Source organism: Pseudomonas sp. XP1 (assembly GCF_053557675.1).
In genome coordinates, this window is record NZ_JBNRIJ010000016.1 from 8,897 (window position 1) to 23,374 (window position 14,478).

Here is a 14,478-nt window from a genome sequence, read left to right on the forward strand (position 1 = left end):
TCCCAGAACTTCACCCCATACACCCGCTCGGCCGGCGGCACCTGGTAGGCCGGCCGTGGGTCCTGCGCCAGGCATTGCTCGATCAGTTCGACCAGCGGTTCACCCAGGCGCAGTGCATGTTCGCGGGCCTGGGGCAGGGCGTTGTCGCCCCACTGCACGGCGATCGCGGCAGGTGCTTGGTTGGCCATCTGGTTGCTGGCGCCAGCGATGCTGTCGGCGTACGGCACATACGGCTTGATGTCCAGCACCGGCGTACCGTCGAGCAGGTCGATGCCAGACAACAGCAGGCGCCCTGGCTCGACGCCTTCCAGGCGTACCACTGACTGGCCGATGCCATTGGGCCGGTGAGTAGCGCGGGTGGCGAACACCCCCATGCTCTTGTTGCCCCCCAGGCGTGGTGGCCGCACCTTCAGGCGGGGTTTGTCTTCCAGTGCCTGGTGGAACAGGAACAGCAGCCAGACATGGCTGACCTGCTCCAGCCCTTCGACCGCATCGCCCTGGTCGAACGGCGGCAGCAGCTCGAGCACGCCGCGTGCAGCGGGCGCCAGTTGCGGCTGGCGCGGGATGGCGAACTTCTCCTTGAAACAGGAGCGGATGATGCCGACCGGGGTAACCGTATGCTGCATGGCCAATCAGCCGCGCACGCGCAGGGTCAGGCCCTTGAGGAAGTTGCGCAGCAGCTGGTCGCCGCACGGGCGGTAGTTGTCATGGCCGGCCTTGCGGAACAGCGCGCTGAGCTCGGGCTTGCTGACCGGGAAGTTGACCGACTTGAGGATCGCATGCAGGTCGTCTTCCTTGAGCTCGAAGGCTACCCGCAGCTTCTTGAGGATGAGGTTGTTGGTCACCGGCAGCTCGATCGGCTGCGGCGGGCGGCTGTCATCCTTGCCGCGACGGTGGATCACCAGGCCGTCGAGAAAGTGCGCCATGACCCGTTCAGGGCAACGCACGAAGCCTTCCTCGTCTTCCTTCTTCAGGTAGGTGGCCAGCACCAGGGGATGCACGTCGAGGCCGGATAGCCCGATGATTTCGGCCATCTTGGCGTCATTCACCTTGAGCATGTAGCGCAGGCTGCGCAGGACGTCGTTGTGGTTCATTGTTGCAGAATCCTGTTCAGGTGCCGCACCTGCGGCGCGGCGTATTGCTTAGAAACGTTCGGTAGCGGCCAGGTAGCGCCACTGGCCCAGGGGCAACTTGCCCATCGACACGCCACCCAGGCGAATGCGGCGCATGCCCACCAGCTCCAGGCGCAGATAGGCGCACAGCTCGGCGATCTGCCCTGGCTGCGGATTTTTCAGGGCCATGCGCAGGTGGGTCTCGTTCTGCCAGCTGGCCTTGGCTTTGGGCAGCTCGCGGTCATTGCGGGTGGCACCGCGCGCCAGGCGTTCCAGCGCCTGGGGCGTGGTCTCGCCGCGTACTTCAACGATGAATTCCTGTTCCAGGCGGCGCAGGTCGGCGTCGATCTTGCGGGTTACCCGCCAGTCCTGGGTGAATACCTGCAGGCCGCTGGCACCGCGCTCCAGCGGCGCCACGCAAGCCTGCCGGGCAAAATGCCCGTGCAGTGCGCGAACACCTTCGCGGTGGGCTTCGCTGAGGCTGCCCATGTTCATGCTTGCGCGGGCGGTTTCGCTGTCCAGGCTGGCCGGCTGGTTCAGCAGCAGGGTTACCGGTTCCAGCGTTTCGGCACGGGCACCAGGTAGCAGTTCGACGCGCTGCTGCTCGACCTTGAACTGCGGTTGCTCGACCACCACGCCATCGACCGTGACCCAGCCGCCTTCAATGTACAACTCGGCCTCGCGGCGGGAGCAGCCAAGCTGCTCGATAAGGCGTTTGGACAGGCGGACGGGTTCGGACATGACGGCGATTCGCAAAGGCAGGGAAAGACCTGCATTGTACCTGCCCGCGCGGCAGAGGGGCTGGGAATCTGTTCCATTTACGCCGTTTTGCGCAGGCGCAGGTGCAGCAGCGGGTAGGGTTGCCCCAGGCCGTCGGTTTCCGAACGGCCGATCACCTCGAAGCCTTCATGCAAATAGAAGCCCAAGGCTTGTTGGTTCTGTTCATTGACGTCCAGGCGCTCGGCATTGAGTTCGTCGATCGCATAGTGCAGCAGGCGCTTGCCGACCCCTTTGCCACGGTAATCCGGTGCGACGAACAGCATGTCCACGCGCCCGTTGGCGACCCCGGCGAAGCCGCAGATGCGCTGGCGGTCCTTGCAGCAGATCAACATCACTGCATCAAGGTAGCGACGCAGCACCTGGTCGCGCAGCAAGACGATGTAGCAATCCGGCAGGAAGTCGTGGGTGGCGCGTACCGAGTCCTCCCACACCTGTACCAGTTCGCCGTAGTCACTAAAGCGCGGGGTTTGCAGCGTCAGTACCGAATGCATGCCGGTGTTCCTCCATGACGGTAAGGCAAACATAGCAGGGCAACCGCCGGTCGGCTTCTCCGGGCGTTGCTTGAACGTCGGGGGGCCGCAGTCTATTACTTTGTCGTGGGAAAAATTCCCACAGAAGAAAAAGCAGGAACCGAACACAAGATTCCGGTTCGATCTGGCGTTTCTCATGGCGACGACCTGGAGACGAAATATGCAAATCCATGTGCTGTTCAAAAAGGCGCTATTGGCGGTTGCCGTTGCTGGCGTGCTATCGACTTCCATTGTTCTGATCCCAGACTCGATATCCAGTGGTTCCAGCGCCTATGCCAAGGATGGTGGCGGCGGAGGTGGTCACGGAGGCGGTGGCGGAGGCCATGGTGGCGGTGGTGGTCACGGTGGCGGCGGTGGTGGCCATGGCGGTGGCGGTGGTCACGGTGGCGGCGGTGGTGGCCATGGTGGTGGCGGTGGTCACGGTGGCGGCGGTGGTGGCCATGGCGGTGGCGGCGGTGGTCACGGTGGTAGCGGTGGTGGCCATGGCGGTGAAGGCGGTGGCCACGGCGCTGGCGGAGATGGAGATGGCCATGCCGGCAACAGTGGGCGCGGCCATGACGGCTCCTCGAACTCTGGGCGCAGCGGCAACCACGCTGAGGCGGGTGATGATCATGGCAATCACGTTGGCGGTGAGCCTGGGGACGATCACGGCAATCACGTTGGCGGCGAGCCCGGTGACGATCATGGCAATCACGTTGGCGGTGAGGCCGGGGACGATCATGGCAATCATGTTGGCGGTGAGCCTGGCGATGACCACGGCAATCACGTTGGTGGTGAACCTGGTGATGATCGTGGCGATCATCTGGGTGGCGAACCGGGTGATGACCGCGGTGAGCATGCCGCAGGCGAACCGGGTGATGACAACAGCAGGAGCTGACTGGCGCTGAACGGCAGCCCCACTCAACGCGAATGCAATGAGCGCCGACGACTATCCCTCATCTCGTCCGGGATATGGTCACAGTTGGTGTGGGATCTTTTCCCGCGTCGTATACTGGGTTCATCTGTCAAGGAATGCGCTCAATGCAATCGCCTACCATCCCCCCTTCGATGTTAAGCGCACTGCGGCGTGTCATGCGTCCTCTGGTGCGCCTGATGCTGCGCAAAGGGGTCACCTACACGATGTTCGCCGACCTGCTCAAGGAAGTGTTCGTCGATGTGGCCCACCGCGAGTTTCGCCTGGACGGTACGGTACCGACCGACAGCCGCATCAGCCTGCTCACAGGCGTGCATCGCAAGGATGTCCGGCGTTTGCGCAGCGAAGGGGGCACATCGCTCGCAGCACTGCCGGAAAACATCACGTTAGGTGCACAGTTGGTCAATATGTGGACCACCGGCAAGCCGTTCTGCTCGGCGCCTGGCCAGGCGCTGCCGTTGCCGCGCCTGGCGAGCGTTGGCGGCGATTGTTCCTTCGATGCCCTGGTGGCGAAGATCAGCACCGACATCCGCGGGCGGGTTGTGCTGGATGAGTGGTTGCGCCTGGGTATCGTCCGGCTCGACGACCAGGACTGTGTTCACCTGCAGGCCCAGGCATTCGTGCCGCAGAAAGGCTTCGACGAAAAGGCCGCTTACTTTGGCCACAACCTGCATGACCATGCCTGCGCAGCAGTGCACAACCTGAGTGGGGGCGGCCAGCCGTTCTTTGAGCGCAGTGTGCACTATGACGCCTTGAGCCCGGCCAGCGTCGACCATTTGCGTGCAACGGTGGACAAGGACGGCATGCAGATGCTGCTTGCCTTCAGCCGGCTCGCAGCAGAGCTGGAAGATGCCGATGTGCCCAGCGCCGAGGAACGTCAGCGCATCACGGTCGGGCTTTATTTCTACACTGAAACTACCGACCCCGGTTTGTCGAAGACTCCAGACCCATGACTTCCCTCGCACGCTGCCTCAGTGTCGTCACACTGGTCCTGGGTTTCGGGTTGAACCTGGTGGCGCCTGCTGAAGTGGCCGCAGCACCGGTATGTGTCAGCCGTGACGAAGTGGGTATGGCGGGGGCGGCGGGCTTGCAGTTCCCAGGCGGTATTGGTGGTACCGGGGCCAGGACGGGCGGTGTCGGTGGTACCGGCGTACGCAGCGAAAACGGCGGAGTGGGTGGCACCGGTGCGCCGCTGCCGCAGCGTCCCGGCGGCACGGGCGGGACCGGCGCGGTGGCCGACGGTGTGGACGGCACCTTCATCGATCACGGCGGGGCAGGCGGTACCGGTGCACCGATCCTGCGCCCGGGCGGTACCGGTGGTACCGGCATTGTCGGCACCATTACCGGGTTCGCCTCGATCTGCGTCAATGGCCTGGAAGTGCACTTTGGCAAGGACGTGCCGGTGAGTGAAAACGGTGCGCCTGCCAGTAGCGCTCACCTGGCAATCGGCCAGGTTGTCGCGGTGGAGGCATTTGCCGGCAAACGCGGCCTGCAAGCAGGGCGCATCTCGATCCTCAACGTTTACGAAGGGCCGCTGACGGCACTGCCCAATGCTTCGGCCCCTCTGCGGGTCATGGGCCAACCTGTGCGGCTTGCTGCAGGGGCGCGGGTGGCTGAAGGGTTGCGCCCGGGCGAGCCGGTCAGGGTCAGTGGCCTGCGCGATGCCAGGGGCGAAGTGGTAGCCAGCCGTATCGAACGGGCGCCGGGGCTCAGGGAAGCCAGTGCCATCGGTGCGGTTGACCGTGCCGGCAGCCTACAGGGGCTGAAGCTGGGGACCCGTGTGGCACCCGCACGGGAAGTGCTGGTACGTGGCCAGTGGACCGGACGCCAGCTGGAAGTGGCGCAAACCCGCCCAGACCCGAGCCTGCCTTTTGCTGGCCGTGTGCAGGCGGCGGTGATCGAGGGGCTGGTGCAGCGCAGCCACGCTCAGCAACTGGTGGTGGCAGGTATCAAGGTGACGCTGGGGCAGGGCACCGTGATCGTCGGCAAGCAGCCCGCGGCATTGGCGCTCGATCAACGTGTGCGGGTGAGCGGGGTGTTCAGTGGCAAGCACGAGCTGCGGGCAACCCGCGTGGAGTTCCACGACGACCGTGCCGACAACCCGGACAGAGGGCGTTCGGGGCGTGGCAGCGAACACGGTACCCGTGACGCTGAGGGTTCCGGCGATAGCGGGCATGGCGGCCGCGATGCGACCAGTGATCGCATCGAAAGCAGCGATGATCACAGCGGACACGGCGGTGTTGACGATTCCAGTGGTCGGGACAGTGCTGAAAGCGTGGACAAGTCCGGAAAGTCGGAGCATGTCGACACCGTGGAGCAACCCGAGAGCAGCAATAGTGGAAGCTCTGACCGGGTAGAGAAGGTCGAGCTTGAAAAGGTGGAAAAGATTGAAAAAGCAGAGAAGCTTGAAAAGGTAGAGAAAGTAGAAAAAGTCGAGAAGTCCGAAAAGCCCGAAAAGGTCGAGAAGATCGAGAAGATCGAGAAAACCGAGAGGCCCGAAAAGGTTGAGAAGATCGAAAAGCCTGAGAAAATCGAAAAAGTAGAAAAAGTCGAGAAGGTCGAAAGGCCTGAGACAGTAGAGAAAGTCGAAAAAGTGGAGCATCCAGAGCGATCCGGGCATTAGGCAACTAGGCTGGGTAGGTGCCATCACCTTTCCCGTCCGGGGATATCGAGGTGCAGATGAAACCCACGCTCCCTCTTTTTGCCTGTTTGCTGTGTTGCGCCAGCGCGTCGGTGCTGGGCGATACCTTCAGCGCCGCCATGGGCATGGACTATTCAAGTGGCGACTATGGCACGGGTACAACCTCGGAAATCTGGTACATCCCCGTGGTCGGCAAGTATGAAACCGGCCCAATGACCTACAAGGTCACAGTGCCCTGGCTGCGCATCACCAACCCTGAAGTGGGCCCGAATGGTGACCCCTTGCCCGGTGGCTGCCGGGATGTGGAAAGCGGGCTGGGAGACACGGTTGCCAGCGCCGGTTATGCCCTGCTCGATGGCAGTGACGGCGGCCTGATGCTGGACCTGATCGGCAAGGTCAAATTCCCCACTGCCGATGAAGACCAGTGCCTGGGCACCGGTGAATACGACTACACCGGCCAGGTAGACATCGCCAAGGCCCTTGGCCCGGTGACCGGCTTCGCGACCCTGGGCTGGAAGAAGTTCGGCGATCCGCCCGACAGCGATTTCGACGACCCAATATTTGCCAGTCTCGGCTTCGCCATGCCCGTGGCTGCAGGCACTTCCGCGGGTGCCTCCTATGACTGGCGGCAGAAGGTCGTCTCGACGGGCGCGCAGATCAAGGAACTTACCCTGTTCCTGACACACAAGCTCAACCAGCAGTGGAAAGTGCAACTCTATGCAGTCAAAGGCTTCTCGGATGCCAGCCCGGATGCAGAAGGCGGCCTGATGCTTTTTCACGCGTTCTGACGAAAAAGCCCCTGGCCCGGCAGTTCCTTGTGGGGAGTGGCGGGGCAGGGGCTTTTCAGTATGCAGCTGCCTTAGATGGGTTCAGCCCACATGTCGTATTCGTCGGCATCCACCACGCGGCAACGCACCTTGTCACCCGGCTTGAAGCCGTGGTCGCCATCGATGAACACGCTGCCGTCGATTTCCGGGGCATCGAAGAAGCTGCGGCCAACCGAACCTTGCTCTTCCACTTCATCGATCAGCACGTCGATTTCCTTGCCGATGCGCAGCTGCAGGCGGGCGGCGCTGATGGCCTGCTGGTGGGCCATGAAGCGGTCCCAGCGATCCTGCTTGACGTCGTCCGGCACTTCTTCCAGGCCCAGGTCGTTGGCCGGGGCGCCTTCCACCGGCGAGTACTGGAAGCAGCCCACGCGGTCCAGCTGGGCTTCGGTCAGCCAGTCCAGCAGGTACTGGAAGTCTTCTTCGGTCTCGCCCGGGAAGCCGACGATGAAGGTGGAGCGAATCACCAGCTCCGGGCACTGCTCGCGCCAGTTCTTGATACGTGCCAGGGTGCGGTCTTCGAAGGCCGGGCGCTTCATGGCCTTGAGCACTTTCGGGCTGGCGTGCTGGAACGGGATGTCCAGGTACGGCAGGATCTTGCCGGCGGCCATCAGCGGGATCACGTCGTCGACGTTCGGGTACGGGTACACGTAGTGCAGGCGTACCCAGGCACCCAGGCTGCTCAGTGCTTCGCACAGCTCGAGCATGCGGGTCTTGACCGGGCGGCCGTTCCAGAAGTCGGTCTTGTACTTGACGTCGACGCCGTAGGCGCTGGTGTCCTGGGAAATCACCAGGATTTCCTTGACCCCGGCCTTGACCAGGCGCTCGGCCTCGCTCAGCACTTCGCCGACCGGGCGGCTGACCAGCTTGCCGCGCATCGACGGGATGATGCAGAAGCTGCAGCTGTGGTTGCAGCCTTCGGAAATCTTCAGGTACGCATAGTGGCGCGGGGTCAGCTTGACGCCTTGCGGCGGCACCAGGTCGATCAGCGGGTTGTGGTCCTGGCGTGGCGGCACTACTTCGTGCACGGCATTGACCACCTGCTCGTACTGCTGCGGGCCGGTCACCGACAGCACGCTCGGGTGCACGTCACGAATGCTGCCTTCCTCGACACCCATGCAGCCGGTGACGATGACCTTGCCGTTTTCCTTGATCGCTTCGCCGATCACTTCCAGCGACTCGGCCTTGGCGCTGTCGATGAAGCCGCAGGTGTTGACCACCACCACGTCGGCGTCCTCGTAGGTGGGCACGACTTCATAGCCTTCCATGCGCAGCTGGGTCAGGATGCGCTCGGAATCGACCAGGGCTTTTGGGCAACCCAGGCTTACGAAACCTACCTTGGGGGTGGCGGGCGTGGTGGACATGACTAACCTCGGTATTGAATGCAGGTCGCCCGACCGGAATCGGGGGCGATCTTGACGGGCGCTTTTGGCGCCTCTGATCAAAAAGTGCGCAATTCTAGCGAGCGCAGGGTCGCTTGACCAGCAGAAATGCGACGAACGCTGCGCTATGCTTCGCGCCATTGTGTCGGGGGTACCAGTATCACCTGGCGCATGGGGAATTCTACTGGCCTTGCAAGGCCGTCTGCGGGAGTGGTCGATGGTTCAGGCAAGCAGTCACGCCGAGGGCGGGCACGAGGGGAAGCAGGGCGCGACGCGGTCGGTGAGCCTGCTCGTGGCGGCGGTCGGGGTGGTTTATGGCGATATCGGCACCAGCCCGTTGTATACCCTCAAGGAGGTCTTCAGCGGCGGGTACGGAGTACCGGTCAACCATGACGGCGTGCTGGGGATCCTGTCGCTGATCCTGTGGTCGTTGTTGTGGGTGGTGTCGTTCAAGTACGTGATGTTCATCCTGCGCGCCGACAACCAGGGCGAGGGCGGCACCATGGCACTGACTGCACTGGCGCGGCGGGCGACGGCGGCCTATCCGAGGTTGCGTACGCTGATGGTGGTGTGCGGGTTGATCGGCGCTTCGCTGTTCTATGGCGACAGCATGATCACCCCGGCGGTGTCGGTGCTGTCGGCGGTGGAGGGCATGGGGCTGGCCTTCGAAGGCATCGATCACTGGGTGGTGCCGATTTCGCTGGTGGTGCTGGTGGCGCTGTTCCTGGTGCAGAAGCACGGCACCGAGAAGATCGGCAAGCTGTTCGGCCCGATCATGGTCACCTGGTTCGTGGCGCTGGGCGTGCTGGGTGTGCATGGCATCTCGCAGAGCCCGGAGGTACTCAAGGCATTCAACCCGGTCTGGGCGGTGAACTTCTTCGTGGTTCACCCCGGCATGGGCGTGGCCATCCTCGGCGCGGTGGTGCTGGCGCTGACCGGTGCCGAGGCGCTTTACGCCGACATGGGCCACTTTGGCCGCAAGCCGATCGCCCGCGCCTGGTTCCTTCTGGTGCTGCCGGCGCTGGTGCTCAACTACTTTGGCCAGGGCGCGATACTGCTGCAGAACCCGGAGGCGGCACGTAACCCCTTCTACCTGCTGGCGCCGGGCTGGGCACTGCTGCCGTTGGTCGCGTTGGCCACCATGGCCACAGTGATCGCCTCGCAGGCGGTGATCTCGGGGGCCTTCTCCCTGACCCGCCAGGCCATCCAGCTGGGCTACATACCACGCATGCAGATCCAGCACACCTCAAGCGACGAGCAGGGGCAGATCTACATCGGTGCGGTGAACTGGGCGCTGATGGTTGGCGTGGTGCTGCTGGTGATCGGCTTCGGGTCGTCCGGCGCCCTGGCGGCAGCCTACGGCGTGGCGGTGACCGGTACCATGCTGATGACCACCCTCCTGGTCTCGGCGGTGATGTTGCTGCTGTGGAAGTGGCCACCGGTGCTGGCGGTGCCGATCCTGCTGGGTTTCCTGTTTGTGGATGGGCTGTTCTTTGCCGCCAACGTGCCGAAGATCATCCAGGGCGGGGCCTTCCCGGTCTTGGCCGGCGCTGTGCTGTTCCTGTTGATGAGCACCTGGAAGCGCGGCAAGCAGATCCTGATGGAGCGCATCGACGAAGGCGCGCTGCCGCTGCAGCTGTTCATCAGCAGTATCCGCATTCAGCCGCCGCACCGGGTCGAAGGCACTGCGGTGTTTCTGACGGCGCGCTCCGATGCGGTGCCCCATGCGCTGTTGCACAACATGCTGCATAACCAGGTGCTGCACAGCCAGGTGGTGCTGTTGACGGTGGTCAGCGAGGACCGGCCACGGGTACCGGAGCAGGAACGCTTTGAAGTGGAGGCCTATGGCGACGGGTTCTTCCGCGTGTTGCTGCACTTCGGCTTCATGGACGAACCGGACGTGCCGGCGGCGTTGAAGCTGTGTCACCTGGAAGACCTGGACTTCAGCCCGATGCGCACCACCTTCTTCCTCAGCCGCGAGACCGTGATCGCCTCACGGCTGGAGGGCATGTCGCGCTGGCGGGGCAACCTGTTCGCGTTTCTGCTGAAGAATGCCAACGGCAATTTGCGCTTCTTCAACCTGCCGCTGAACCGGGTAATCGAGCTGGGGACCCAGGTCGAGATTTGAACCTGCGCCAAGGCCGCTCCTACATCGATCGCGTAGCCTGTAGGAGCGGGTTTACCCAAGGCTATCAGTTCTGTGCCGCCACACTCGACTTGCCCTGGCGCGTCTCGATCTCGCCAATCAAGCGCTTGGCCAGTGCCGGGTAGTTTTCGTCGAAGTGGTGCCCCCCCGGCAGCTTCAGGCGTTCACCCACCGCAGTCTTGTCGGTGCAACCGCTCTCGTCGGTTTCTTCCACACCATACACGCACACCACCTTGGAAGCAGGCAGCCTGGCCATTTCCGGCCCGGTTGGCGCTTCCTGGCCTTCCTTGCCCAGCCAGCCTTCGACTTCGATCTCGAAGCTGCCGCTGCGGGCAAAGGCCAGCAACATCACCGCGTCGATACGTTGCTGGTCCTCGGCCGGCAGACGGTTGTAGATCGCCGGCAGCACGTCGGCACCGAATGAATAGCCGGTCAGCACGAAGCGCTTGGTGCCCCACTTCTGCCGGTAGTGCTGCATCAGCTCGGACAGGTCGGCGGCGCTTTGTTCCGGGGTCTTGTGCTGCCAGTAGTAGCGCAGCGTATCAATGCCGACCACCGGGTAGCCAAGCTTGGCCATTTCACCGGCCACGTCGCGGTCCAGGTCTCGCCAGCCGCCGTCACCGGAAAGGAACAGGGTGACCGTGTCGGTGGTCTGCCCGGCTGGTACCTCGACCACCGGGATGGCGAGGGCGTTGCCGTCGTGGCCGACCAGGGCCTGGGTCAGCTGGGCCTTGAGCACTTGTGGCAGGTGGATGTCATAGTCGCTGATACTGGTTTCGGCATTGGCCTGGTCGCGTACGAAGGCGGCGCTGGCGTCATCCGGGTTGTCGTTCCAGGCGACGTTCCAGTGGCCGTGCGCGGCCGACTTCGGCAGCGCTGCCTGGCAGCCGGGTTGTTCCAGGCTGAAGTCCACGGAAATTGCCCGCGCCTTGTCGTTGTTCTGGCTGGCCAGCCAGCGCCAGGCCTGGGCGGCACCAGGGCCGATACCGGCGACCAGGGTCGGTTTCTCTGGCAACTGGCCCATGGCCTGGTCCATGGCCTGTTGTTGCTTGCTGCAGTCGTTGGGCGGCAGGATCACCTGCACCAGTTGCGCTTCGCCAGCCTGGGCCAGGTCCAGCAGTTGCCTGTCGGTCAGCGCCTGGTCCTGGGGTACACCGATGGCCACTCGAACCTTGGGGTGTACCCCAGGGGTCACACGGGTGATGTGGGTGTCATTGATGCTCAATTGTTCCAGGTGCGCCTCGGGTGCCGGGCGCGTCCATAGCCAGAACGCCAGCGCGCCTCCCAGGGCGGATAAAAGCAGGGGCACCAGCAGGTACAGCCAAAAGCGTCGGGTCATCAACGTTTCACCAATCCAGTCAGGCCGCCTGCGATCAGGGCGGCGGTGTCGGCCAGTGCCACCAGCGGGTCGAGCCCGGCCGGCACGGCCATGTAGCGGGGTTCCCAGTCCGGTTGGAACTTGTCCTTGAAGCGTCGAAGCCCCTGGAAGTTGTACAACTGCTCGCCACGGCGGAACACCATCGAGCCAAGGCGCTGAGTCAAGGGCGCGCCACGCCGCGGCTGCAGGCCGGAAAGCGGCACCATGCCCAGGCTGAAGCGGGCGTAGTCATGGCTTTTGTAGTGCAGGATCAGGCCGATCATCATGAACTCCATGGTCAGCTTCGGCGCCTCGGGGTGTGCACGCATCAGGTCGAGGCTGGCCAGTTCGTTGCCATGGGTTTCCAGCAGGTTGGCGAAAGCCACCGGGCGGCCCTGGAAGCGGATCAGGGCAATGCGGAAGTGCTGCAGATATTCAGGGCTGAAGCGCCCCAGCGAGAAGCCTTTCTCGCGCACATTCTTGCCGCCAAGCCAGGCGTCGGAGATTTCCTTCAGCTCTGCCAGCGGGGCATGCCCGGGTTCGTGAATTTCCAGGCTCAGGCCGTCACGGCCGCCGCGGTTCCAGGTGTAGCGCAGGTCCTTCATTTCCTTGCCCTTGGCTTCGAGGTCGAAACGGCGCAAGTCGACCCGGGCTTCTTCGCCCAGCTTCAGTGCGGTCAGGCCGATGTCCATGTAGAACGGTAGGTTCTCGGCCCGCACCTGATAGAACACCGGGCGGGCATGGTGCAGGTCGCACAGGTCGCGGAACTGCCAGATCATCTCGGCACGCTCCTGGGCCGGGCCGATCGGGTCGTACAGGGCTACCAGGCTGCGACCGCGACGGGCGTACATCAGGAATGCGTTGTCGCGAGGGTGGAACAGCAGCGCCTTGTCGCCGGTCAGGGCCAGGCCGCCATCGGGCTGGTCGGAGGCCAGCAGAATACGGTTGGCACGCAGCAACTCCTCTTCGTCTGGCAGGTGGATCACCGGTGGTGCGGTGCGCAGCAGCCAGGTCAGGGCCACGGCCGCCAGCAGCACTGCGCTGCCCATGGCGGCGCGCAGGCCCCGTGGGGCATCGGCGTCGAGGGTGAACTGCCACCACAGCTGATGGCTGTAGGGCACATCCTGGTAGGCGAACAGCAACAACCAAACCGATGCGCCGACCACACAGGCGCTGGCCACCAGAAACACCGGCGAGAACGGCAACTCGAGCAAACGGCTGGGGCGGTAGAAGGAACGGCGGAACAGAGCGAGCAGGGCGGCAGTGAAAGTCAGCAGGCAGGCCTCTTCCCAATCGAAGCCCTTGAGCAGCGACAGCAGGGCGCCGACCAGCAACAGCACGGTGGTCAGCAGCCAGGCGGCGGACAGGCGCCGGCGCAGGCCCTGGGCCAGCAGCAGGCAAAGCACGCCGATCAGGCTGGCGCCGAAATGCGAGGCATCGATAAGGCGGTGCGGCACCAGGAACCCCATGTGCTCCAGGCGGGTGTCGATCTCGGGCGTGGCCCCGGAGAACAGCAGCACCACCCCGGACAGGAACACCAGGATCGACAGGATCGGCGCGGCCAGCCCGGAAGCGGCCTTGATTGCCTGTTGCGCGAACAGCAGCCGTCGGGCCTCGTTGGCCAGCAGCAGCACGCAGGCCAGCAGCAGCGGCAGCACCACGTAGATCAGCCGATACAGCAGCAGGGCCGCTGCCAGTGGTGCCGCGCCGAGTTGGTCGGCAAAAGCCGCCAGCAGGATCGCTTCGAATACCCCGACGCCGCCCGGTACGTGGCTGAGCACACCTGCAGCCAAGGCCAGCAGGTACACCAGGACAAAGGCACCGAACGGTGGTGCTTCGGGCAGCAGCAGATACAGCACGGTGGCGGCAGCGGCGACATCCAGTGCGGTGATCAGCAATTGCAGGGCGGCCAGGCGTGCGCCCGGCAGGCGAAGCGTGCGGCGGCCCAGTTGTACCAGCAGGCTGTTGGCCAGTGGTTGCTCAGCCAAGCGTCGGCGGTACAACCCGAACACCAGCACGCTGCATGCCAGCAGCACGGCTATTGAGGCACCCGCCAGCAAGCCAGGCGCCAAACCCAGTGCGGCAGACGCCGCCGGCAGGTCGCTCAAGGTCGCCAAGGCGGCCAGGGGCGGCAGCGCGCAGCCCAATGACAGGCTGGCAAAAACGGTCATCCGTGCAACTTCACCTGCGCCAACCCCCTGGCGTGCATACAGGCGATAGCGCACCGAACCGCCCGAAAGCATCGACAGGCCGATGGCGTTGCCGATGGCAAAGGCGCTGAAGCCGCCCAGCACCAGGCTGCTCACCGGCAGCTTCACGCCGGCATAGCGGCTGGCCGACCACTCGTAGCCCAGCAGGACAACGAAACCGAGCACGGTAGCCAGCAAGGCGCCAAGTAACGACTGGGTCGGTACGCTGAGCATGGCATCGTGCAAGGCATAGATGTCCAATTCACTCAACAGGTGGCGGCAGGCGATCAAGGCCATGGTGAACAACACCAGGGTCACTACCAGGCCGATCGGCTGGCGGTAGCGGCTCAAGCGTTCCAGCAAGGGCAGGCGTTGCACAGCACCGGGCAGCGCCGAGGCAAGCGGCACCGGTGGTTCGGGGTTGTGGGAAGTCATGGATTGCCCCGGCCTTGCAGCGCGAGGTGAGGGAAAAGTGTGGCCAAGTGAAAGTCCCTTAGGTGAACGTATCCAATGTTACTCCGGCCTCAAGCGTTTTCAGCCACTTGGCAGGGTTAAAGATAGTTCATCCTGGGAGCGACCTTTCAAGCCTGTAGGTTGGCTT

General features: G+C 63.9%; 12 protein-coding genes. 5 read left to right on the plus strand and 7 right to left on the minus strand.

The window, feature by feature from the left end:
- The 4 genes from tsaA to ACK1U9_RS15415 form a co-directional block, all read right to left on the minus strand.
- A partial coding sequence (tsaA, locus tag ACK1U9_RS15400) for a tRNA (N6-threonylcarbamoyladenosine(37)-N6)-methyltransferase TrmO (RefSeq protein ID WP_449109992.1) occupies nucleotides 1–626 on the minus strand: 626 nt, incomplete at its 3' end.
- Between the two features lie 6 nt (nucleotides 627–632).
- Nucleotides 633–1,094 carry a YehS family protein gene (locus tag ACK1U9_RS15405; protein WP_013973832.1) on the minus strand — a complete coding sequence of 154 codons (462 nt, stop codon included), beginning with the start codon at nucleotides 1,092–1,094 and terminating at the stop codon, nucleotides 633–635.
- Nucleotides 1,095–1,142: 48 nt separating this feature from the next.
- Nucleotides 1,143–1,853 (minus strand): rRNA pseudouridine synthase, encoded by a 711-nt coding sequence (locus ACK1U9_RS15410; RefSeq protein WP_046616220.1) that lies wholly within the window; start codon nucleotides 1,851–1,853, stop codon nucleotides 1,143–1,145.
- 77 nt (nucleotides 1,854–1,930) lie between these two features.
- On the minus strand, nucleotides 1,931–2,383 hold the full coding sequence (locus tag ACK1U9_RS15415) for a GNAT family N-acetyltransferase (protein ID WP_108481168.1): 453 nt from the start codon (nucleotides 2,381–2,383) through the stop codon (nucleotides 1,931–1,933).
- A 199-nt stretch (nucleotides 2,384–2,582) separates the two neighbouring features.
- Between ACK1U9_RS15415 and ACK1U9_RS15420 the strand changes: the two genes are divergently transcribed.
- The 4 genes from ACK1U9_RS15420 (at nucleotide 2,583) to ACK1U9_RS15435 (ending at nucleotide 6,764) form a co-directional block, all read left to right on the plus strand.
- Nucleotides 2,583–3,299 (plus strand): hypothetical protein, encoded by a 717-nt coding sequence (locus tag ACK1U9_RS15420; RefSeq protein WP_449109993.1) that lies wholly within the window; start codon nucleotides 2,583–2,585, stop codon nucleotides 3,297–3,299.
- Between the two features lie 143 nt (nucleotides 3,300–3,442).
- A complete protein-coding gene (locus ACK1U9_RS15425; RefSeq protein ID WP_135002168.1) occupies nucleotides 3,443–4,288 on the plus strand; it encodes a DUF6502 family protein in 846 nt (281 codons plus the stop codon).
- Nucleotides 4,285–5,958: a DUF5666 domain-containing protein gene (locus ACK1U9_RS15430; protein WP_108480105.1), complete on the plus strand. Its 1,674-nt coding sequence runs from the start codon at nucleotides 4,285–4,287 to the stop codon at nucleotides 5,956–5,958. The genes ACK1U9_RS15425 and ACK1U9_RS15430 overlap by 4 nt, the downstream gene beginning before the upstream one ends.
- 56 nt (nucleotides 5,959–6,014) lie before the next feature.
- Nucleotides 6,015–6,764 (plus strand): hypothetical protein, encoded by a 750-nt coding sequence (locus tag ACK1U9_RS15435; RefSeq protein ID WP_108480106.1) that lies wholly within the window; start codon nucleotides 6,015–6,017, stop codon nucleotides 6,762–6,764.
- A 71-nt stretch (nucleotides 6,765–6,835) separates the two neighbouring features.
- On the opposite strand, the gene rimO is transcribed toward ACK1U9_RS15435, so the two are convergent.
- Nucleotides 6,836–8,167, minus strand: a complete 1,332-nt coding sequence (gene rimO / locus ACK1U9_RS15440; protein ID WP_013973825.1) for a 30S ribosomal protein S12 methylthiotransferase RimO — start codon at nucleotides 8,165–8,167, stop codon at nucleotides 6,836–6,838.
- A gap of 235 nt (nucleotides 8,168–8,402) precedes the next feature.
- On the opposite strand from rimO, the gene ACK1U9_RS15445 reads away from it, so the two are divergent.
- Nucleotides 8,403–10,313: a potassium transporter Kup gene (locus ACK1U9_RS15445; RefSeq protein ID WP_046616214.1), complete on the plus strand. Its 1,911-nt coding sequence runs from the start codon at nucleotides 8,403–8,405 to the stop codon at nucleotides 10,311–10,313.
- A gap of 64 nt (nucleotides 10,314–10,377) precedes the next feature.
- Here the strand turns inward: ACK1U9_RS15445 and ACK1U9_RS15450 are convergent, their stop codons facing one another.
- Nucleotides 10,378–11,670, minus strand: a complete 1,293-nt coding sequence (locus ACK1U9_RS15450; protein WP_046616213.1) for a virulence factor family protein — start codon at nucleotides 11,668–11,670, stop codon at nucleotides 10,378–10,380.
- Complete coding sequence (mprF, locus tag ACK1U9_RS15455) at nucleotides 11,670–14,312, minus strand: bifunctional lysylphosphatidylglycerol flippase/synthetase MprF (protein WP_085600988.1); 2,643 nt, start codon at nucleotides 14,310–14,312, stop codon at nucleotides 11,670–11,672. Before mprF ends, ACK1U9_RS15450 begins: the two co-directional genes overlap by 1 nt.
- Between the last annotated feature and the right edge of the window lie 166 nt (nucleotides 14,313–14,478).